The following is a 21,236-nucleotide window of genomic DNA, read 5'->3' as shown; positions in this document are numbered from 1 at the left end:
ATAGTTTAACAGAGCCCAGCAAAGATGGGTCTGCCTGTCCTAAAAACAAAAAGAGCACTTAAAGTGCTCTTTGAGTCGATATTATTTTTAAGATACTGTTTTTGAACTAGATGGAAGATGTTTGATGGCTGAAGCTAAACCAAGGAAGTTAATTCCCTGAAATAAGATATCAACAGCAAGGAACATTCCCAGCACCCAAAAAGGTGAATCTTTAGAAACCAAAATTAAAATACCTGTAAATAAGGTGAGCAGTCCTGAAAACAAGGTCCAGCCCCATCCTGTAATAGGCTTAAGTAAAATTGCATTTATAGTACGGATAGCACCAGCAATGATCAGCGCTATAGATAATAGACTAGTCAGCACTACTGCTGTAGTAACTGGAGTAGAAAACGCATAATAACCAGCCATTAAATAAAGCACACCAAACAGTGCCCATAACCATCGGCTTGCGCCTTTAAAAACACTCATAGCCGCGACGAGATGCAAAACACCGCCGACCATCATGAGTATTCCAAATAAAAAAACGACAGAAAAGGTCGCAAATGGTAATGAACTAAATAAAATCAGGCCAAAACCAATAAGCACAAAGCCCAATATCAAATACCATTTACGGTCAGCATGTAACTGATTACGTACTAAATCATTACCTACAGTTTTCATCATGATCATGGCTACTCTTATTATCAGGTATTAGAATTTCATCTACCTAATAATAGTGATGCACTTCACATTTTTTGTCTGTATAAAATCTGCATCGTTTCTTAACAATTGATGTGGATAAAGCAGTATTTATCCACAGTTTTATTTCACCCAACCAATTTCTTGAGCTGTAGGTAAACCTATTATTGTTTCATGTAAGCCATTCGGCATTTTACTACTCTGCTCGGACAAAGCCGTTCGACCACCCATGATTTCGGCATCAGTTTGTGGATATAGAGGCACTTTTTCAGGTTGGGCATAACCTAGAGGATAAATCGGCTGTCCTGTTTTTAAATCATATTTATCTTGTGCTCCAAAGCCATGTAAAAGCTCATGAACGATGACGACTTGATTTTGTGAAGCTTGTGTTTTGTTCGCAAATAAATTCACACTACCAATACGACCTCTTTCTAAAGCAGTCGAATGGATCAAGACTTTCTGATAATTCGGATCATAATAATTTAAGTAAAGTTTGAGTGAGGCTCCACTATCCTCGGGTTGTTTTAATTGCCATGCATAGAAACGAAATTTTAAGCTCCACCAAATAACATGCAAGATATTGGCATTTTCAGGAACCTCAGGTGGTCGTTGCTGCAACTGTTGTCCTAAGCGAATTTCGAAGTTTCCTGATTGCCCGCGATAATGCTGTGACCACTCACGTAAATAGTTTCTGATTGCCCAAAAATCTTCGTTTTTCAACTGATGAATATAGGTCTGTGTTGTCTCTAAACCATCTGCATTAACTGGATGTAAAACAACTACAACTGACCGATTCCAATCTTGATTTTGATCTCGCCATGCTTGAACAGCAACAATCAATAAAATAATTAATAAGCATAAAACCCGAATGTTTTTCCACATTCTTATTCCCCATAAAATTAAAATTTTCTTTTATTGTTTTAGACATAAAAAATGCTAGCTGAGCTAGCATTTTTTATGTTGGACTTGATTAGCCCTCAACCCATTTACCATCTTGATAAATTAGGCTCCATTTAGTTTGTTTACCTTCAGGGGTTTCTGAACCGACATATTGTGATTGATTCTTACGACTGAATTTCACAATTGTTGGATTACCTTCAGGGTCTACATCTGGCGCTTGTAAAATAAATTGATATTTTGGATCAAGCTGAGCTGCCACACTACGTAACTCTGCAACTTTCGGCGCACGTGTTTCACGAATTTTCGGGAACTTACTCGCTGCCAAAAATAGACCAGCTGCTCCATCACGCAACACAAAGAAGTCATCATGTTTCGCTGAACGTAGGTGTTCCATCTTGATCGGTTCTACACGTGGAGGTGCAGGTTGACCACTCTTCAAGACTTTACGGGTATTGTCACAGCTTGTACAAGCGAAATACGGGCCAAAACGACCAGTCTTAAGCTGCATCTCACCGTCACATTTATCACATGGAATCGTTGGGCCATCATAACCCTTAATCTTGAACTCACCTTCTTCAAGCTCAAAACCATCGCAGTCAGGATTGTTGCCACATACGTGCAGTTTACGACCACCATCAATCACATAGCTGTCCATGGCAGTGCCACATTTTTCACAGCGATGCTTAGACATCAAGTCCGCGGTTTCAGCACCATCATCGTCAGATAGCGCAGCCAAAGACTCAACAGGTGTTAAGTTCAGTGTACCTTTGCAACGTTCTTTAGGCGGCAAGTTATAGCCAGAACAACCTAAGAACACACCCGTTGTACCTGTACGAATCTGCATTGGACGTGAGCATTCAGGGCAATGTACTGCTGGTACTTCAACTGGTTGATTACGGCGCATTCCCTGCTCACCCTGAGCATTGGTTAGGCGTTTCTTAAAGTCACCATAGAAAGTGTCTAGTAACTCTTTCCAGTTACGCTCACCCGTTGCGACCTTATCAAGCTGACCTTCGAGGTCTGCCGTAAAGGCATAATTCATCAGGTTATTAAAACTTTCATCCAAACGATCCGTCACAATTTCACCCATTTTTTCGGCGAAAAGACGACGGTTTTCTAACTTAACGTAACCACGTTCCTGAATGGTAGAAATAATCGCTGCATAGGTCGAAGGACGGCCAATACTACGTTTTTCAAGCTCTTTAACTAAAGATGCTTCAGTAAAACGTGCAGGTGGTTTAGTAAAGTGCTGACTTGGATCTAACTTTTCTAATTTTAAAATTTCGCCTACTTTAATTGCAGGTAAAATAATATCGTCATCTGACTTATTCGCGCCACGTACTTTAGTGAAGCCTTCAAATACAAGCGTACGGCCTTTCGCCTTTAACTCAACATTCGCTGCTTCAACAATTAAAGTAGAAGATAAATATTCTGCTGGTGTCATTTGACACGCAACAAACTGACGCCAGATCAAATCATATAGGCGTTGAGCATCACGCTCTACACCCGCAAGTTGATCGCCACTAAGCGCAACATTTGACGGACGAATCGCCTCATGGGCTTCTTGAGCACCCGCTTTGTTCCCATAGCGGTTTGGCTTTGCCGGTATATATTTTTCACCATATTGGCTTTCAATATGCGCACGTACCATGCTTACTGCATCATCACTCAAGAATGTTGAGTCCGTACGCATATAGGTAATAAAACCAGCTTCATATAAACGCTGAGCCAACATCATGGTTTTCTTCACAGAAAAGCCTAAACGTGTACTCGCAGCCTGTTGCAGAGTTGAAGTAATGTAAGGTGCACTTGGATTGACCTTAGTTGGTTTATCTTCACGCTGTGCAACTTTATATTCAGCACCTTTTAAAACATCTAATAAAGCATCAGTTTCAGCTTTATTTTTCAGTTTAAGGGTTTTACCAGCCTGTCTAAATGCTTCAAGACGAATATCATCTTTTTTAGACTGAGTATCTGCAAAAACTTGCCAATATTCTTCTGGAATAAAAGCACGAATTTCTCGCTCACGCTCTACAACCAGTTTTACTGCTACTGACTGCACACGTCCAGCTGATAAACCACGGGCAATTTTTTCCCAAAGTAACGGCGAAACCATAAAGCCCACGACACGGTCTAAGAAACGGCGTGCTTGCTGAGCATTCACACGATTTAAATCTAGGCGTGTTGGCTGTTTAAATGCTTCTTGAATGGCATTTTTGGTGATTTCGTTAAATACCACGCGATGATAACGGCTGTCATCACCACCGATAACTTCTCTTAAGTGCCAAGCAATGGCTTCCCCTTCTCTATCCAAGTCCGTTGCGAGATAGATTGCATCGGCATCTTTGGCGAGTTTTTTGAGTTCAGCTACAACATTTTCTTTACCAGGCAGAACTTCGTAGTGAGCTTCCCAACCATGTTCAGGATCAACGCCCATACGATTAACTAAAGCCTGACTAGCTTTTTGTTCTTTTTCGGCTTCGGTGAGTTTAGTCCGGGCAGCCGGCTTTTTCTCTGTTGATTTACTGCCACCTGTTGGCAAGTCACGTACGTGACCTACAGAAGACTTTACAATGAATTGCGAACCCAAATATTTATTGATGGTTTTCGCTTTGGCAGGCGACTCCACAATCACTAAGGCACGTTTAGGTGCAGCAGGTGCAGTAGATGCTGTGCTTTGAGATGCAGAGCGCGAGGTATTCGCCATATAAAATGTTATTCCTATACCAATAAATTTAAAAATCAGGCTTTAGCCAAGGCCAACAGATATGCCTTCATCTCATCTAATTGTGTTGCTCTCAGGTCTGATTCCTCATCCCAATAAAGCCCTACACAGTTTGCCTGCATATCAATAGCATAAATCCCTTTTAATGCAATGGGAGAATCATTAAATTTCTCATCACCCTGAATTACTTTTAACTTGCCGTCTATAACGCGAGCACGCATTAAAGATAAACGGGCATCGGGAATCAATACACTATAATAAGCAACCATGCTGGCACGTTTTTCAGTGGCCATTGGGACATGTGTCCATTCAGGTGCAACAATTACACGTGGATGCAACCCTATTTTACGGGCTTTATCTCGCATAATACCAAGTGCCTTTTCACGTGGGCTCACTCTTAAACCAAAAATGGAGCCTAGTACGAAAAGAACAATGATAACGGTAACCCAAATTCCCATATTGTCCATAGCAAAACCTATTAATCTCTTTTATTAGAGTTGCATAAGCTGACCAGAAAACGCAAGTTACATCATACAAATAATGCCCGATAAGATCGCAAGACCCAAAATATCAGTATTTCACAGTGCAAATTGCAATGTTGTCACTCAAATATATTTAAGAGTTCTGACCATCAACAAGTGTCAACTTTCCAAATTGGTCGATATGGGCATCCCCCCACAGTTTTAAAGCAAATAAAATTTGCTCAAGACTTTGACCTAATTCAGTCAGGCAATATTCCACTTTAGGCGGAACCTGAGGATAAACTTCCCGATGAATAATTCCGTCTTGCTCTAACTCACGTAACTGATTTGTCAGCATTCTTTGGGTAATGCTCGGAACACGCTTTCGAATTTCATTAAACCGTAAGGTGCCTTCATTAAATAAATGCCAAAGAATGACGCATTTCCACTTTCCGTCAATCAAACTAATGGCTGCCTCAACTGAACAACCCGGAGAACAGTCAAAACTTGAATGTCGTAATTTTGCCATTTTACAGTATCCTTTTTGACACTATGAGCGTTATTTGTCTGTAGTCACCAAATTTAAGCTTACGTTATGATCAAACTCCCAACAAGAGGAATTATGATTATGAAAGCTGTGGCATATCAAAAAGCAGGCCCCATTACATCGCCGGAGGCACTCGTTGGTATTGAACTCGACACTCCCGTGGCAAAAGGCCATGATTTACTTGTTCGTGTTCAGGCGATTTCAGTTAATCCCGTAGATACAAAAATTCGTAACAACGTAAACCCTGAAAATAATCAATGGAAGACTCTTGGTTGGGATGCAGTAGGTGTCGTTGAATCAATTGGAGATCAAGTGTCTCAATTTAAAGTCGGAGATGAAGTCTGGTATGCAGGCGCACTCAATCGTCAAGGCAGTAATAGTGAATTACAGTTGGTTGATGAACGCATTGTGGGTCATAAACCAAAAACTTTAGAAACAACGGAATCTGCTGCTCTTCCTCTAACTGCTATCACAGCATGGGAAATGTTATTTGATCGGTTACAAGTACCCAAAGTTGCCCCAGAAAATACATCTATATTAGTGATTGGCGGAGCTGGTGGAGTAGGCTCAATCACAATTCAGCTACTCAAGCAGTTGACTAACCTCACGATTATTACGACAGCTTCACGAGCAGAAACTAAAGAATGGGTTAAGCAACTTGGTGCTGACTATGTATTAGATCATCGTCAAACTTTACCAGCACAAATCAAGCAATTAGGCTTAACTGCACCTTTATATGTATTCTCGACTACCCAAACAGATCAACATTTATTAGATATCGTAGAGTTAATTGCGCCGCAAGGTCATTTTGGATTAATTGATGACCCCGCACAGTTAGATATTAAGCCTTTTAAATCGAAGTCTGTATCGGTGCATTGGGAATTTATGTTTACACGTTCAATGTTCCAGACTGAAGATATGGAAAAGCAAAGTGAACTATTAAATGAAGTCAGCAAACTGGTTGACGAAGGAAAAATCAAGACAACTGTTTCGCAAATTTTAAGCCCAATTAATGCTCAAAACCTAAAACTGGCTCACCAACAAATTGAAAGTGGTATGACAAAAGGGAAAATTGTATTGCATGGTTTTTAAGCAAAATCCATAAATACCCCTAATAAAATGGCAAGTATTGAACTTGCCATTTTATTAATAGTGGGGAGGTTTATTGGTTAACGGGTCAAAAGCGGCAATCCCTTCTGATAAATCCGATGATTCCATACGTTGATAAAGAAATTGCATTTGTTTTTTTAAATCAGCTATTTCTTGAGTCTGAATAGCGAGTTGTTGATTTAATTCTTCAACTAAATCATCCAAAAATGTAATTCGCACTTGCAAATCTTCAATGGGTGCGGACAATGACGCTTGATCATCATGATATGGTGGTTTAGTCATTTAAATCCTCATTTGAGATTCTGGAAAACATTATGGCCTATATTACCCTAAGGGATGTCCAACTTGCTTTTGGCGGACCTGCCCTGCTCGATGGCGCGAACTTTAATCTAGAACGTGGCGAACGAGTCTGTTTAATTGGTCGTAATGGTGAAGGTAAGTCTACTTTACTTAAACTGATCGAGGGAAGCCTATTACCAGATTCTGGTGAAGTTTCCATTCAAAATGGTCTAACTGTTTCAATGTTAGCCCAAGACGTTCCAATGGACTCTGGCAAAGTAGCTGACATTGTGGCAGATGGTGCAGGAGAAGCTTCAGAAGTACTCAGAGCGTATCATGAAGCGACTGACGCTTGTATGCTAGGAGATATGGAAGCCTGTGACCGTATGGGTAACCTTCAGCATAAGCTAGACCAGCTAGATGGTTGGGCACTAGAAAATAAAGTAAATGCTCTTTTAAGTAAAATGGGACTTGATCCAAATGCAGACTTAGCAGACCTGTCAGGTGGACGTAAACGCCGTGTTTTGCTCGCACGCGCTCTTTTAACACAGCCAGACGTATTACTTCTAGACGAACCAACGAACCATTTAGATGTTGAAAGTATTGAATGGTTAGAAAAATTCTTACTCGATCAAAATAATTTAACGCTTCTATTTATTTCGCATGACCGTTCATTTGTAGATAGCATTGCAACTCGAATCGTGGAACTTGATCGCGGTATTCTACGAGGTTATGAAGGCAATTATTCACGCTATTTAGAACTCAAAGCTCAGCAAATGGAAGCAGAAGAAAAACAGAATGCTTTATTTGATAAAAAGTTAGCTGAAGAAGAAGCTTGGATTCGCCAAGGGATTAAAGCACGTCGTACGCGTAATGAAGGCCGTGTTCGTGCTTTAAAAGATTTACGTGAAGAATCGAAAGCACGTCGCTCACAACAAGGCAAAGTGAGTATGGCAACTCAAGATGCGAATCGTTCGGGTAAATTAGTATTTGATATCGAACATTTAAGTGTCGCTTACGATGACAATTTACTGATCAAAGATTTCTCTACCCTTGTTATGCGTGGCGATCGTATTGGCTTGGTAGGCGATAACGGCGTTGGTAAAACGACATTGATTAAAGCCATTTTAGGTGAACTCGAACATGGCGGTTCAGTTAAAACAGGCACACAGTTAGAAGTTGCCTATTTTGACCAATTACGTAATGCCTTAGACCTTGAAAAAACAGTCATGGCAAACGTTTCAGAAGGCTCTGACTTCGTTGATGTAAATGGCAACCGTCGTCATATCTACAGCTATTTACAAGACTTCTTATTTTCACCTGAACGTGCCCGTACTCCGGTAAAAGCGCTTTCTGGTGGTGAACGAAATCGAATCTTACTGGCTAAATTGCTACTCAAACCGTCAAATCTGATTGTAATGGATGAACCAACCAATGACTTGGATATGGTGACTCTTGAGCTACTTGAAGAAATGTTGTCTGATTACAAAGGTACCTTACTTCTCATCAGCCATGACCGTGCGTTTATGGATAACGTAGTAACATCTACATGGGTATTTGATGGTAAAGGCAATATTGCTGAGTACATCGGTGGCTACCAAGACTATTTGCAGCAACGTCCAGATGACAAAGTAGTCGATCAGAAATCTGACGTTAAAAAAGCTCAGGCAAAAGCTGAAGCAGATAAAGCTGCTGCCCAAAGTACCGTTAAAAAGGTCAAACTGAGTTATAAAGATCAGCGTGAACTTGAACAATTACCCGCTGAAATTGAAAACTTAGAAAAAGAGCAAGCAGAACTTTCTGAGAAACTTGCAGATGGTTCATGGTTTATTAAAGATGCTGATGCAGCAACAAAAGCAAGCCAACGCCTTACAGAAATTGACGAGTTATTACTTGAAAAATTGGAACGTTGGGACGTGCTTGAACAAATGAGCAAAGGCAATTAATAATAAAAGGGGCTTTAATTAAAGCCCCTTTTTTCGATCAAAAAGTTCTAATAATTTTACAAAAGGCTTATAAACAAATAGAGAGATGACGCGAATTAAACGTTCAAATATCTGTAACTGCAAAACCATACAAGTCATGATAGCCAAGACAAAACTGATGAAAATATTTATCTCTACCGAATATTTAAAGCTTAATTGATGGGCCAATACAATAATTACAAAACCATGCAATACATAAACTGGCAGAGTTTTTTGGCCTAAACTAATCCAAGGTTTTTTAAAGTTTTGAGTCAATACGAATAAACTCAGAATCCCCATAACCGATAGCAACATGATTACACTGCGAATCAGCATCCCTTGCCATAGATCTACATGTAACTGTCGATATGACAAACTACCAAATAACCAGTAATAACTATAATGACTTATAGCTGCTACAGCAGTAATTATTAATAATGTGATAACGGCAAATAACTTTGCATAAGGCAACTGTAGAATATACTGAAAAATGGTTCTACCATAGATAGCCCCAATCATAAAAAAAGGCAGAAAAACAAAAACTCGGCCAATCGAATAGTTGTAATTATTGATGGGTGAACAACCGATAAGTAAAGCTAAAATAAGAGAAAATAGAACTGGATAAGCTGTCTTTTTCAATAAAAAAGTAAGAATTGTCCAAGCCATCATACTGAATAAATACCACAATACCCAGTAAGGTCTAGCAAACCATACCCAATGAAACGACCAGTTCCATAAACTTCCGTTATAGAAAGCATCAAGCAATTGAAATAAAATTTGAAAAGGTAAATATAAGGATAAAAAGTAAATTAACTTTTCTAATATTTTTTCTTCTTTAAAAAACATGCCCGAGATAAAAATAAAAGCTGGCATATGAACAAAGTAAATGCCCCCTAAAATCGCTTGATTTATAGGTTCATTCCAGCCAATCAGCCTTTCAAGGTAATGACCTAATACAACCAAAAAAATTAAGACACCCTTGGTGACATCAATATGGAGATTTCTCATAAATTTCTATGAATTCAGGTTATTCATATCATACTTAATTATTTTTATTTTTGATTTAAAAAGACAATGAATAAAGTTTCGCTGTATACAAAATAATTATGATATATCTATAAGCATAATAATATTTAAGGATATTTCCATGCTAGATCTCTCTCAAATTTTAGCATTCGGACTCATTTGTTTGGCGATGGTTCTCACCCCTGGCCCCAACATGATTTATCTCATCTCTCGTTCCATTAGTCAGGGCAAAATCGCAGGATTTATTTCACTGGCCGGTGTCGCTGTTGGTTTTGTATTTTACATGCTATGCGCTTCTTTCGGGATCACAGCACTTGTTGTCGCCGTTCCTTTTGCTTATGACACCATTCGTATTGTAGGGGCCATCTATTTACTCTGGCTTGCATGGAAAGCATTACGTCCAAATGCAGCCCCTATTTTTAATGTAAAAGATTTATCAGTAGACTCCCCAGCTAAACTATTTTTAATGGGTTTTGCGACCAACTTGCTTAATCCAAAAATTGCGATTATGTATTTATCTTTACTGCCACAGTTTATTCATCCACAACAAGGCAGTATTTTAGCGCAGTCTATTCAACTCGGGACGATACAAATATTTGTTAGTGTTTCAGTAAATGCACTTATTGTGTTTTCTGCAGGTAGTATTGCCCTTTTTCTACAACAAAAACCTCTTTGGGCGAATATACAACGCTGGCTCATGGGCACTGTATTGGCCGGACTCGCTGTTAAAATTCTTTTAGAAAATCGCCGATAACTCTACCTTCTTATTTCATCCTCTCTTAACACTCAATTGAACAGTGTATTACGACGATAAATTCAGTTCGTGATACACTTTTGCCAGTTTTAACTTTCTGAACTCTTTATATCGTTATGAGCCAAAAGCAGCCCTATACGCCCGGTGAATTTCAATGGTCCTTTTTATTGCCTAAATATTGGGGTGTTTGGATTGCTATTGTCTTTTTAATGCTTTTGGCTATTTTGCCATGGGCGATACAATGGCGTTTGGCGCAGAGCGTCGCTCATCTAGCTTGGAAATATCTAAAATCACGCCGTAAAACGACGATTCGTAATTTAGAAGTCTGCTTTCCTGAATGGTCTGCCGATAAGGTTCAGCAACAAGCTCAACAAGTTTTTGTAGATATGATGCTTGGGGTGTTTGAAACCTTAAATGCATGGTACAAGCCACGCTGGTTTAAAAACCGTGTCACAATTGAAGGCTTAGAGCACATTAGCAATGCTCAGGCTCAGGGCAAAGGCGTTTTATTACTGGGTACTCACAGCACGCTTCTGGATGCAGGTGGTTATGTTTGTGCTCAATATTTTGAACCTGATGTTGTCTATCGACCTCAAAATAACCCATTGCTCGACATGCTCATTTATCGTTGCCGTGGCACGATTTATAAAGCACAAATCGACCATGATGATATGCGTGGTTTAATTCGTCACCTTAAAGATGGCGATGCAATTTGGTATAGCCCCGACCAAGACTTCGGACTCAAACAAGGTGTTATGGCACCATTTTTTTGTGTACCTGCGGCCACAGTAACTGCACATCGTCGTTTATTAAAAATTTCTAAGGCTGTCGCTGTTCCTTTATATTTTTATCGTCATGGCGATATAGAGAATCCTAAATATCATATCTTGATTGAACCTGCGGTCGACAATATGCCGAGTGAAGACGAAGTTGATGATGCCACCCGCGTGAATAAAATTATTGAAAATCAGCTTCGCATCGCACCAACTCAATATATGTGGTTCCACCGTCGCTTTAAAACACGTCCTGAGGGATATGAAGAGATCTATTGAGATAAAGCTGTGATAATTTTAAATTGATAGTAAGCACAACATTATTTATATGACTCGCGGGAACATCATCCACAACCTGCCCAAAATCAGTGAAGATACTGTTTCTGCGATATAATTTGATATACACAAGCAGTGAACAGGTTTTGTGGATGAGAGTGGTTTTGCCTACTTTTGCCAAAACAAAAGTAGGTCGAACCGAAGGTTAATCTCTAAATTTCGACTTCAAAATCGTAAGATCCCGCTTTGCTACAACCTAAAGGCAAAAACAATGAAAGTGATGCAACTTCTCCCAGAACTCAATAGCGGTGGCGTAGAACGCGGCACACTAGAAATTGCACGTGCGCTGGTTGCACAAGGCCATCAATCACTAGTTGTTTCAAACGGCGGACGCTTAGTTTCACAGCTCGAAGCTGAAGGTTCTACTCACTTAACGCTACCAATTCATAAAAAATCACTTTCAAGCTTGTGGCAAATCCGCCCTTTACGCCAGCTGATTGAACAGCATCAACCAGATATTGTTCATGTTCGCTCACGTGTACCTGCTTGGCTGACTCACTTTGCTTTAAGAAAAATACCTGCGAACAAACGCCCTCACCTCATTAGCACGGTACATGGCTTTTATTCAGTCAATCGTTATAGTGCAATTATGACTCAGGCCGAGAAAGTAATTGCTGTTTCTGACAGCGTAGTTAAGTACATTACTGACCATTATCAAAACTGCCCTCCCCAAGATATTGTTCGGATTTATCGTGGAATTGACCCCGCTGCTTTTCCACATAACTACCAACCATCAGCACAATGGTTTAATCAGGTTTTCAATGACTTTCCTGAACTCGAAAATAAGTTTTTAGTTTGCTTGCCTGGCCGTATTACACGCTTAAAGGGCCATGAAAGCTTAATTGAACTGATGCAAAAACTAGGTGAACAATATCCTCGACTACATGCGGTGGTTGTTGGCGGTGCCGATGTAAAAAAACAGGCCTATTTAAGCGAGTTGCAAAGCACCATTCAAAATAAAGGACTCGCACATAAAATTACCTTCGTCGGTCATCGCTCAGATATACGTGAATGGCTCGCTTTTAGCGACATTGTGCTCTCTCTATCCAATCAGGCAGAAACATTTGGTAGAACAGCATTAGAAGCGCTTTCAGTAGGTACGCCAGTCGTTGGCTGGAACCGTGGAGGCGTGGCCGAGATTTTATCGAATGTCTATCCACAAGGTCTTGTTGAAGTAGGAAATGAAAAGGCTTTACTGGAAACTGTGGAAAAGCATATTGAACAGCCTCAAGTCGTTGCCCCTGTCACCATGCTTAGCTTGAAAGATATGTGCGATCAGACGCTAGCCTTATATGAATCTGTACTGAAATAAACCCATAAAAAACCCGCGATCAACGCGGGTTTTTTATTACAACAAGAAAAAGTCAGATTTATTTAAGCGATGCTTCATAAGCTGCTGCTTTTTCATAGTCGTATTGTTTTTCCCATTTACTAATTACAAGTACAGCAAGCGCGTTACCTACAACGTTCAACGCAGTACGAGCCATATCCATAATACGGTCAACACCAGCAATAAATGCCAAACCTTCTACAGGAATACCAACACTACCTAATGTCGCTAATAACACAACAAACGATACGCCAGGAACACCAGCAATACCTTTAGAAGTAATCATTAAAGTTACAACTAAAATGACCTGTTGGCTAATTGACATTTCAATACCGTAAAGCTGTGCAATAAAGATTGCTGCGATACTTTGGTAAAGTGTAGAACCGTCAAGGTTAAATGAATAACCCGTTGGAATTACAAAACTAGAAATTGCTTTTGGCGCACCGTAAGCTTCCATTTTTTGCATAATGCGCGGTAAAACTGTTTCTGAACTTGCAGTTGAATATGCCAAGATCAGTTCATCTTTCAAAATCTTAAACAAAGTAAAGATATTGATGCTGAACAATTTTGCAGTTAAACCAAGTACCACTATAGCAAAGAATAAAATTGCACCGTAAACCAATACAACCAACTTACCTAATGGAATAAGTGAAGCAAAGCCGAAGTTTGCAACAGTTACAGCGATTAAGCCAAATACACCCACTGGTGCATATTTCATGATGATGTGCGTCACACGGAACATTGTTTCCGATACAGCATGAAATACGTTTAATAATGGATCTTTAGTTGTTGCTGGTAATGAAGATAAACCAATACCAAATAACACAGCAAAGAAAATCACAGGTAACATGTCGCCATGCGCCATTGAACTAATAATGTTCGTTGGGATAAGCGATAATATTGTCTGCATGATGCCATGAGACTGTGACTGAACTTCTTCAGTTGTATGCTTGTATTGAGAAATATCAGTTTGAACCAGTTGAGACATATCAATGCCTGAACCTGGATGGAAGATATTCGCTGCAACCAAGCCAACCAAAATAGCAATAGTGGTAATAATTTCAAAATAGAGAATGGTTTTAAAACCAAGTCGCCCTAAACTTTTCGTACTGCCAACACCTGCAATACCTAAAATTAAGGTAGAGAAAACGATTGGAATAACAATCATTTTAATCAGGCTAATAAAGATCTTACCAAGTGGCGTAAGAACATTAGTTACAATACTGTCTTTGATTTCAGGCTGGTTATGTAAAACAGCCCCGACAACTATCCCTAGGATTAAAGCAATTAAAATTTGCCAAGCAAGGCTAAATTTAAAATTCTTCATAAGACAATCCTTATGCACCGCAAAGTATCAAATATGAGAGGGAGAAGACCACTAACTAAGAGTGAAACCTCAATATGTACAATAATTTCCAAACAGAAATTTAAATGTACAAGCAAATCACAACCCGCCGATCCGGCGAAGTAAACAACAATGCCTGCTGACGATCCAACATGTCAACGATCGGCACATTCTATTGAGATTTACCAATTAAACAAGTCCAATTTATGTCTAAATAGCCCAAAGCCTATATTTATTCACCAATAATCTATAAAAACAAAAACTTATCAAAAAAGTTTTTTGTATCTATTTTCATTGAAAACTACTCGAATATATATAAAAAAATTATGGACTATGACCTATAATTAAATATATTTTAAAATTAAGATAAACTTAAAAATATTTCTTTAATTTACAGTTAATTAAATGGTGTTTATATAAAATATTAACCCGAGTTCTGCGTCCTGCAAAACTCGGGTAAATGAGGTTGTGCTTTCAGGGTATATAATTCTTTTTATCGCTTCCGTTCCAACATCCTATCCATGATGCTATTCCATATCAGCTTTGTGTATCCTTACGTGGGATCGTCCATTCCCGTTTCCGTGTGCCGATGAATGTAGAATAAGTTTTTTATCACCCTCTGCCTATTCGCCCTAGACTCAAATCTTTGTACGATATTGCTTACATCAATTTTCATATTCTTTTTATTTATAAGGCTGCGCAATTTTATCAGTCACAATTTTTTCTTCTTTTTCAGCCTTGGCAATTCCTTCTTGTATGGCGCTTTGAGCCTCTTCTTCATCGGTTTGAGTTTGTTCCAATTCTTCTTGAATATGTTCAAATATGCGTCCAGTCTGCAAAACAACATATACAGGAAAGTGATCAGATCCAATATGTGGCAAACGCTGCATTTTGACCAGACCAAAATCGGTACTATGAAAAATATGGTCTAAAGACCAACGCAGCAATGGATAATCTGCATGAAAAGTATTAATAAAATGTCGCCCAACTCGTGGGTCAAGTAATCCACTAATCCGCTGGAATAAACGCGTAGTACGTGACCACGCGACATCATTCAAATCCCCCATCACAATACAGCTTTCATCTAGATCTTTAATTTGATCCCCCACAATTAAAAGCTCTGCATCACGTAAAGTCGATTCTTTCGCTTCGGTTGGGCTCGGCGGCTTAGGATGCAAACAATAGAGTTGAACTGGCATACCAGATCGTAAAGTCACAGTTGTATGAATAGAGGGAATTTCATCACTTAAAATAAATTTAACCTCAGTATTAGATAAAGGTAACCGACTGTATAAATGCATGCCGTATAGGTTATCTAAAGGCACGGGAACACGATAAGGATAATCTTCTTCAATTTCTTTTAAAGCATTTTCCCACGTCTTATCGCTTTCCAGTGTAAGCAGTAAATCTGGTTTTAATGTATGGATCTGCTCAAGAAGTAAATGGTATTTATCATTTGGGGTTAGAACATTCGATACAATTAATGATATTTGTTTTTGCGAGTCTAACTGGGATGATTTGACCTGTTTAACCTGTTTTTTCCAGAGCAAGGTATAAGGCAAAACCATTTTAAGCTGATAGGCTATGGCCGCCATGAGTACAGCAAGCACTATTTCACGCCATAGATTCCATTCGCTAGGCCAAAACAGCATACCAACAAAGGCTAATAGACCAACAAATAGAATCTGCAAACGAGGAAAATCGGCGCCACGAAACCACCACTCATCACGAGGAATAAGTGACCAGAAACTTAACCAAATCACTAGACCAGCTAGAACTTCGATATAAATCATTGAATTTTCTCTTTTAAGATGATTTGGTTTTTAAAGTTTTTGTCATCTTTATCAATTTTGTATGTAACATAAACAAGATATTCTACTCAATAAACATGGTGTTTTGTTTCTGTAACGCTTGCAGTTGTGGACACTTTTGATACACTCAACTCCCCCTAACAATTTTAACGCACCGAGGCAAAATGACATGAAAGTAGGTCTGGTCGGTTGGCGCGGGATGGTCGGTTCCGTCCTTATGCAACGTATGGTTGAAGAGAATGATTTTGCTCATATTGAGCCATTTTATTTCTCTACCAGTAATGCAGGTGGTGAAGCTCCTTCATTTGGTGGTAAGACTGCCCCAGCACTTATGGAAGCTACAGACATTAATAGTCTGAAGCAAATGGATGTCATTATTACCTGTCAAGGTGGTGACTATACGTCTGAAGTTTTCCCACAGTTAAAAGCAACTGGTTGGGATGGCTACTGGATTGATGCAGCCTCTACTTTACGTATGTCAGATGATGCGATCATCGTTCTTGACCCAGTAAACCTTAATGTCATCAAAGACGGTTTAGTGAACGGCACCAAAACTTTCGTAGGCGGTAACTGTACTGTATCGCTTATGTTGATGGGTGTAGGTTCACTTTTCCAAAACAATTTGGTGGAGTGGATGACTGCTATGACTTATCAAGCAGCATCAGGCGCTGGCGCACAAAACATGCGTGAGCTAATTACTGGTATGGGCTACTTATATAACAATACCAAAACATTGTTAGATGATCCTAAATCTGCAATTTTGGATATTGATCGTCAAGTTGCCGAGTTACAACGTGGCGAAGGTTTCCCATCTGCTAACTTTGGCGTGCCATTAGCTGGATCGTTGATTCCTTACATCGATAAGCAACTTGAAAGCGGTCAGTCAAAAGAAGAGTGGAAAGGTCAAGTTGAAACCAACAAGATCTTGGGTAATTCACAAATTGTTCCAATCGATGGCCACTGTGTACGTATTGGCGCGATGCGTTGTCACTCTCAAGCACTGACAATCAAGTTGAAAAAAGATGTTCCTCTTGATGAAATCGAAGACATGATTCGTACTTCAAACCAATGGGCGAAAGTTGTACCAAACACTCGTGAAGCGTCTATGACTGACCTTACACCTGTTGCTGTAACTGGTACCTTAACTGTACCTGTTGGCCGTTTGCGTAAACTTAATATGGGTAAAGAATATTTAGGCGCATTCACAGTAGGTGATCAGTTACTTTGGGGTGCTGCTGAACCTTTACGTCGCATGTTACGTATCTTAGTAGAATATAAAAACTCATAATTTAGTCTGAATTATTCAGTCAAAACAAAAAGCCGATCACATTAGATCGGCTTTTTCGTAACTGGTTTGTGAAAATTTTACAATTTATTTACATTTCATTATTGTATAATTTTGAACGACTTTACGACTTATTAGGTCATGGATTGAGATGACTGTTTATAACAAATTAAAAATTGCCATTTTCACCATTATGTCTTCGCCTTCTGTTTATGCGATTACATTAGACCCTATACAAATTCAGTCCGCTCCCGGAGATTTGTTATATGCAGAAATGAATTTCCAACAAGCTGACCCCAACTCTACCTTGCAAGTCAGTTTAGCGACTCCTGAAGATTTAAGTGCTTTGGGCGTCACTCATCAGCCTCCGGGAAATCTTAATTTTTATACACGCCAAAATGGTCAAGGCTCTGGGGTTATTGTGATTACCTCGTCTCGCCCTGTGATTAATCCTGAACTCAATATTGTTGTAAAAATTAGTGAAGGTTCTGCAACGCGTTTGCAGCATATCAAAACTGTAATTAAGCCTTCTTCTATAAAAAAGACCGAAAGTACTTTATCCCCTCAGTTTGTTGTGAATGAAAAGGATATTGCTTTAAATCTACCAGAAAGCACCCAGTATGCTTCATCAACTTCGGCCCCAACCCCAACAAACTCGAATAGTGAACAAAACCTTAATATCAACTCTGGACCTGCCCCAGCAATAAATACAAATTCATCTACCCAACTTAGGGAAAACTCTTCGGCTCAGGTAGCTCAACAAGTTGCAACAAGTACTACTCCTGATCAGGCAGCAACAAAAAATCAAAGTAAATCTGCTATCAATAAGTCAGATGTTAATAATTCGCCAAAAACGACGGTTAAAAATTTAACAGCACAAAATAAATCTGCCCCCCCAAAGAGTCTCGAACAAAATTCTGCAAAGAAACAAATATTAAGTCCGTCTAGAGGACCAGTAACTTCAGGTAAATATGTAGTACAGCACAATGAATCTTTATGGAGCATTGCTAATCGTATTGCGGCGAAAACTAAACAGCCTGTTGCAAAAGTCATGCATGATATCCAACAACAAAACCAACATGCTTTTATTCAAGGTGATGTAAACCGTTTACGTCAGGGAATCGCACTAAAACTCACCCACACCCCAACTGCTAAAACTCAGCAAAATAAATCGAAAACAGAAATAATGCATACTGCAAAATCACCTTCTGGCAAAGCTAAATACCGCTTGCAACAAGCAGAAATGAGTATTGTGGCTGAAAATAGCCAAAATTCTACACATGGAAGTGCTAAAAACAGCACACAACAAAGTCAAAACAATACTGAGTTAGCAGTAAAAGTTATGACAAAAAGAGAAAAAACCGTTACATTACAAAAGAATGTAACCAAACTAAATCAAACTTTACGTTTAAAAGACCAACGTATTCAACTTTTGAATGCACGTTTGGCAGAGTTACAACAGCAGTTACAAGCACAGCAACGCACTCACAAGCAAAAACATTAAGTTAAAACCAGAGTGAGCACGCTTTATATTGCAAATATTTATTTTTTAAGGGGAAAGTAATGTTATATGTGATTCCGTTCATCATATTACTCGTGGTCGCTGTCATTTTAAAAAAACGTGAGAATAGCCAGAAACAAGAGGCCACCTCTCCTAAAACGGTAAATAAAAAAACCAATAAAAAAGCAAACTCTAAATCGAGTAAAAACTCGCGTGAAAAAAGTAAAGTAAATGTAGTAGAAGACACTCTTCCACTTATTCCACAAAGCACCCCTGTTCCAGAAGCTGTACGTCAAAAAATCAAACAGCTCATTCAAGAAAAACAATATTCAGCCGCTGAAGCTCAAGTGAATCAGGCGTTAAAAAAAGACAATACTCAGCACGAGCTTTATTTATTATTGCTTGAAGTTCATATTGCACAGAAAGATGAATTTGCGACAACGCAACTGATTAGCCATATTCGTAGCTTGGCATTAAATGAAATAGTGACTCAAGCAGAAGCTAGACAAAAAGAATATGAGGCATTACGAAAAACAGAACATGAGCCATCAAAACACCCTGATGCCATCGATTTTCCCCAAGTTCAAACATACAAAGAGCCAAAAAATACACCTGACACAACAGCCCAGTTTGACCAGTTAACAACAAGTTCTTCTGAAGCTTCTTTTGATGACTTGCAGAAAGACTATACACCTGTAAAGCAAGAAGCTGCTGTTGAAGTTGAGCCTCTGGAATTTAACTTTTCATTCGAAAAAACTGCGGCTACAGAAAATACCAGCCAACCTGTACATGAACCAGAGGTATCAACATCTCAGCAAGGACCCGAAGTATCGTCATCTCAAGAAACAAATGAGCTAGCTGATTTAGAGTTTTCTTTTGACTTGACACCTCTGCATAAAACTGAGGAAAAAACTCAAACAGTAGAAGTGAAAGCAAATCAAGAGAATAACGTCAATGCTTTAGATTTTAACCTTGACTTAAATCCTTCAAGTTCAGAGACCAAATCTGTTGAACAAGCTCCATCATTAGATGAGCTTAAAGTAGCAGAACAAACTCCATTAGAAGCAACTTCAACAGCCTCTCTTGAGTTTTCGTTAGATGAGCCTGCGTTAGTTACAGCACCAGAGATTGAAACTCAAAACCATATAGAGGTAGTAAATCAAGAGACGACTCAAACTCAAATCGAGGATCCACTTCTAGACGCATTTCCAGAATTAAAACAGTTAGATGAAAATGAGCTCGACTTACAACTTGCCGAGCAATACATTAAATTAGGTGCTTATCCAGCAGCACACGCTTTGTTGGCAAGTAATGAGCAAAAATTCAACACAGAGCAACAACAACGCGCGAAAAATCTACTAAATCGCATAGCTTCTTAAGGCCGATCGTTTTACCATAAGCAGTCAAAGATGACTGCTTTTGTGCCTGAAAAAGATGAAAAAAATAGCCTTATTTTATATGGGTGGTACTTTTGGCTGTGTAGGTGAACCTTTAGCGCCTATGCCATATGACCAATTCTTGCCTCAACTTGAAAAAGTTATACCACCCCACTTAACGGTTGACTGTTTTGCTGCCCCCAATATTGTAGATAGCAGCGCTTGTACAGCGCCCGATTGGCTACGTCTTATTCAGCGCATACAACAGCTCCAGCTCGAAGGTTATCAACACTTCGTCGTTATTCATGGTACAGATACTCTTAGTTATGCTGCTGCAACCCTAGCTCGCTTTTTAGGCCAAAGCTGTCATATTGTGATTACTGGTAGCCAATACCCGTTACTCAATGTTCAAGGGGATAATACTCGTGAATTTACTGATGCAATTGAGAACTTATATCTTGCATTAGAACAAGTAATTGCCCTACCTGTAGGTGCGTATCTTGCATTCCATCATCAAGTATTCCATGCACAAACTGTGTTAAAGACACATACGACTGAGCTTGACGCTTTTTCTGGCCTTAAAGCTGAATCTGAATTTACACCTCAGCAAAATGGGTTGATTGTGCAAGATGCGCAAATCGAGCGTGCAGTATCTTTTCAAATTTTGAATTGGATGATGCAACCTATCGCGACCACTCAACTCGTTCAACAATTACGAAACTTACTACCAGCCCCACCTCAATTTTTAGTATTGCAAGGTTTTGGTACTGGAAACATAGCTGTTAATCAAGAGTTGCTAGCAACATTAGATGAACTATATGCACATGGATGCGTTCCGATTCTTACGACTCAGGTGACATTTGGCGGTATTGATCAACGTTATGCGATTAGTGCTTGGGCCAAAACTGCAAAAATTGTCATTAGTGATGCACATAGTCATGCAGATCTCTATGCAAAAGCACTTCAAATCTATTTAAAATACTCAACCCCAGAACAATGGCTCAGCCATTGGAACGAAAATTTGCATTAAATAGA

18 protein-coding genes are annotated in these 21,236 nt (G+C 39.2%); 9 read left to right on the top strand and 9 right to left on the bottom strand.

The window, feature by feature from the left end:
• Nucleotides 1-87 precede the first annotated feature (87 nt).
• From WA249_RS00790 to WA249_RS00770, 5 genes are all read right to left on the bottom strand, one after another.
• Nucleotides 88-669 (bottom strand): HdeD family acid-resistance protein, encoded by a 582-nt coding sequence (locus tag WA249_RS00790; protein WP_005302107.1) that lies wholly within the window; start codon nucleotides 667-669, stop codon nucleotides 88-90.
• Nucleotides 670-801: 132 nt separating this feature from the next.
• Nucleotides 802-1,560 (bottom strand): hypothetical protein, encoded by a 759-nt coding sequence (locus WA249_RS00785; protein ID WP_336165955.1) that lies wholly within the window; start codon nucleotides 1,558-1,560, stop codon nucleotides 802-804.
• An 88-nt stretch (nucleotides 1,561-1,648) separates the two neighbouring features.
• A complete protein-coding gene (topA, locus tag WA249_RS00780; RefSeq protein ID WP_336165954.1) occupies nucleotides 1,649-4,285 on the bottom strand; it encodes a type I DNA topoisomerase in 2,637 nt (878 codons plus the stop codon).
• Nucleotides 4,286-4,320: 35 nt separating this feature from the next.
• Complete coding sequence (locus WA249_RS00775) at nucleotides 4,321-4,770, bottom strand: hypothetical protein (RefSeq protein ID WP_003654749.1); 450 nt, start codon at nucleotides 4,768-4,770, stop codon at nucleotides 4,321-4,323.
• Nucleotides 4,771-4,918: 148 nt separating this feature from the next.
• A complete protein-coding gene (locus WA249_RS00770) occupies nucleotides 4,919-5,293 on the bottom strand; it encodes a winged helix-turn-helix transcriptional regulator (RefSeq protein WP_336165953.1) in 375 nt (124 codons plus the stop codon).
• A 99-nt stretch (nucleotides 5,294-5,392) separates the two neighbouring features.
• Between WA249_RS00770 and WA249_RS00765 the strand changes: the two genes are divergently transcribed.
• Nucleotides 5,393-6,403: a zinc-binding alcohol dehydrogenase family protein gene (locus WA249_RS00765; RefSeq protein ID WP_336165952.1), complete on the top strand. Its 1,011-nt coding sequence runs from the start codon at nucleotides 5,393-5,395 to the stop codon at nucleotides 6,401-6,403.
• Nucleotides 6,404-6,457: 54 nt separating this feature from the next.
• Here WA249_RS00765 and WA249_RS00760 read toward each other — a convergent pair whose 3' ends face one another.
• Nucleotides 6,458-6,703: a SlyX family protein gene (locus WA249_RS00760; protein ID WP_003654743.1), complete on the bottom strand. Its 246-nt coding sequence runs from the start codon at nucleotides 6,701-6,703 to the stop codon at nucleotides 6,458-6,460.
• A 32-nt stretch (nucleotides 6,704-6,735) separates the two neighbouring features.
• Here WA249_RS00760 and WA249_RS00755 point away from each other — a divergent pair, with 32 nt between their 5' ends.
• On the top strand, nucleotides 6,736-8,646 hold the full coding sequence (locus tag WA249_RS00755) for an ATP-binding cassette domain-containing protein (RefSeq protein ID WP_127493218.1): 1,911 nt from the start codon (nucleotides 6,736-6,738) through the stop codon (nucleotides 8,644-8,646).
• Nucleotides 8,647-8,664: 18 nt separating this feature from the next.
• On the opposite strand, the gene WA249_RS00750 is transcribed toward WA249_RS00755, so the two are convergent.
• Nucleotides 8,665-9,672, bottom strand: a complete 1,008-nt coding sequence (locus WA249_RS00750) for an acyltransferase family protein (protein ID WP_336165949.1) — start codon at nucleotides 9,670-9,672, stop codon at nucleotides 8,665-8,667.
• 139 nt (nucleotides 9,673-9,811) lie between these two features.
• Here WA249_RS00750 and WA249_RS00745 point away from each other — a divergent pair, with 139 nt between their 5' ends.
• The 3 genes from WA249_RS00745 (at nucleotide 9,812) to WA249_RS00735 (ending at nucleotide 12,865) form a co-directional block, all read left to right on the top strand.
• Nucleotides 9,812-10,444 carry a LysE family translocator gene (locus WA249_RS00745; protein WP_336165948.1) on the top strand — a complete coding sequence of 211 codons (633 nt, stop codon included), beginning with the start codon at nucleotides 9,812-9,814 and terminating at the stop codon, nucleotides 10,442-10,444.
• 116 nt (nucleotides 10,445-10,560) lie between these two features.
• Nucleotides 10,561-11,496: an LpxL/LpxP family acyltransferase gene (locus WA249_RS00740; protein ID WP_336165947.1), complete on the top strand. Its 936-nt coding sequence runs from the start codon at nucleotides 10,561-10,563 to the stop codon at nucleotides 11,494-11,496.
• A 268-nt stretch (nucleotides 11,497-11,764) separates the two neighbouring features.
• On the top strand, nucleotides 11,765-12,865 hold the full coding sequence (locus WA249_RS00735; RefSeq protein ID WP_336165945.1) for a glycosyltransferase family 4 protein: 1,101 nt from the start codon (nucleotides 11,765-11,767) through the stop codon (nucleotides 12,863-12,865).
• 58 nt (nucleotides 12,866-12,923) lie between these two features.
• On the opposite strand, the gene gltP is transcribed toward WA249_RS00735, so the two are convergent.
• Nucleotides 12,924-14,210: a glutamate/aspartate:proton symporter GltP gene (gltP, locus tag WA249_RS00730; RefSeq protein ID WP_336165944.1), complete on the bottom strand. Its 1,287-nt coding sequence runs from the start codon at nucleotides 14,208-14,210 to the stop codon at nucleotides 12,924-12,926.
• A gap of 701 nt (nucleotides 14,211-14,911) precedes the next feature.
• Nucleotides 14,912-16,021 carry an endonuclease/exonuclease/phosphatase family protein gene (locus WA249_RS00725; protein WP_336165943.1) on the bottom strand — a complete coding sequence of 370 codons (1,110 nt, stop codon included), beginning with the start codon at nucleotides 16,019-16,021 and terminating at the stop codon, nucleotides 14,912-14,914.
• Between the two features lie 187 nt (nucleotides 16,022-16,208).
• Here WA249_RS00725 and asd point away from each other — a divergent pair, with 187 nt between their 5' ends.
• The 4 genes from asd to WA249_RS00705 all read left to right on the top strand — a co-directional run bounded on the left by asd (nucleotide 16,209) and on the right by WA249_RS00705 (nucleotide 21,231).
• Nucleotides 16,209-17,327 (top strand): aspartate-semialdehyde dehydrogenase, encoded by a 1,119-nt coding sequence (gene asd / locus WA249_RS00720; RefSeq protein ID WP_336165942.1) that lies wholly within the window; start codon nucleotides 16,209-16,211, stop codon nucleotides 17,325-17,327.
• A gap of 148 nt (nucleotides 17,328-17,475) precedes the next feature.
• Nucleotides 17,476-18,828: a type IV pilus assembly protein FimV gene (locus tag WA249_RS00715; RefSeq protein WP_336165941.1), complete on the top strand. Its 1,353-nt coding sequence runs from the start codon at nucleotides 17,476-17,478 to the stop codon at nucleotides 18,826-18,828.
• 59 nt (nucleotides 18,829-18,887) lie between these two features.
• Entirely contained in the window at nucleotides 18,888-20,204 is a 1,317-nt protein-coding gene (locus WA249_RS00710) for a hypothetical protein (RefSeq protein ID WP_336165940.1), read from the top strand.
• Between the two features lie 55 nt (nucleotides 20,205-20,259).
• Nucleotides 20,260-21,231, top strand: a complete 972-nt coding sequence (locus WA249_RS00705) for an asparaginase (protein ID WP_336165939.1) — start codon at nucleotides 20,260-20,262, stop codon at nucleotides 21,229-21,231.
• Nucleotides 21,232-21,236 lie beyond the last annotated feature (5 nt).

This window comes from Acinetobacter sp. 161(2023), assembly GCF_037027805.1.
Lineage (GTDB): Bacteria > Pseudomonadota > Gammaproteobacteria > Pseudomonadales > Moraxellaceae > Acinetobacter.
Note: the sequence above shows the minus strand (reverse complement) of the source record. Positions and strands in the feature narration are given on the sequence as shown.

Coding starts and splice junctions, on each gene's coding strand:
- WA249_RS00745 (WP_336165948.1), top strand. CDS start 9,812: ATGCTAGATCTCTCTCAAATTTTAGCATTCGGACTCATTTGTTTGGCG.
- WA249_RS00725 (WP_336165943.1), bottom strand. CDS start 16,021: ATGATTTATATCGAAGTTCTAGCTGGTCTAGTGATTTGGTTAAGTTTC.
- WA249_RS00790 (WP_005302107.1), bottom strand. CDS start 669: ATGATCATGATGAAAACTGTAGGTAATGATTTAGTACGTAATCAGTTA.
- WA249_RS00735 (WP_336165945.1), top strand. CDS start 11,765: ATGAAAGTGATGCAACTTCTCCCAGAACTCAATAGCGGTGGCGTAGAA.
- WA249_RS00705 (WP_336165939.1), top strand. CDS start 20,260: ATGAAAAAAATAGCCTTATTTTATATGGGTGGTACTTTTGGCTGTGTA.
- WA249_RS00785 (WP_336165955.1), bottom strand. CDS start 1,560: ATGTGGAAAAACATTCGGGTTTTATGCTTATTAATTATTTTATTGATT.
- topA (WP_336165954.1), bottom strand. CDS start 4,285: ATGGCGAATACCTCGCGCTCTGCATCTCAAAGCACAGCATCTACTGCA.
- WA249_RS00740 (WP_336165947.1), top strand. CDS start 10,561: ATGAGCCAAAAGCAGCCCTATACGCCCGGTGAATTTCAATGGTCCTTT.
- WA249_RS00755 (WP_127493218.1), top strand. CDS start 6,736: ATGGCCTATATTACCCTAAGGGATGTCCAACTTGCTTTTGGCGGACCT.
- WA249_RS00775 (WP_003654749.1), bottom strand. CDS start 4,770: ATGGACAATATGGGAATTTGGGTTACCGTTATCATTGTTCTTTTCGTA.
- WA249_RS00770 (WP_336165953.1), bottom strand. CDS start 5,293: ATGGCAAAATTACGACATTCAAGTTTTGACTGTTCTCCGGGTTGTTCA.
- WA249_RS00750 (WP_336165949.1), bottom strand. CDS start 9,672: ATGAGAAATCTCCATATTGATGTCACCAAGGGTGTCTTAATTTTTTTG.
- gltP (WP_336165944.1), bottom strand. CDS start 14,210: ATGAAGAATTTTAAATTTAGCCTTGCTTGGCAAATTTTAATTGCTTTA.
- WA249_RS00760 (WP_003654743.1), bottom strand. CDS start 6,703: ATGACTAAACCACCATATCATGATGATCAAGCGTCATTGTCCGCACCC.
- WA249_RS00710 (WP_336165940.1), top strand. CDS start 18,888: ATGTTATATGTGATTCCGTTCATCATATTACTCGTGGTCGCTGTCATT.
- WA249_RS00715 (WP_336165941.1), top strand. CDS start 17,476: ATGACTGTTTATAACAAATTAAAAATTGCCATTTTCACCATTATGTCT.
- asd (WP_336165942.1), top strand. CDS start 16,209: ATGAAAGTAGGTCTGGTCGGTTGGCGCGGGATGGTCGGTTCCGTCCTT.
- WA249_RS00765 (WP_336165952.1), top strand. CDS start 5,393: ATGAAAGCTGTGGCATATCAAAAAGCAGGCCCCATTACATCGCCGGAG.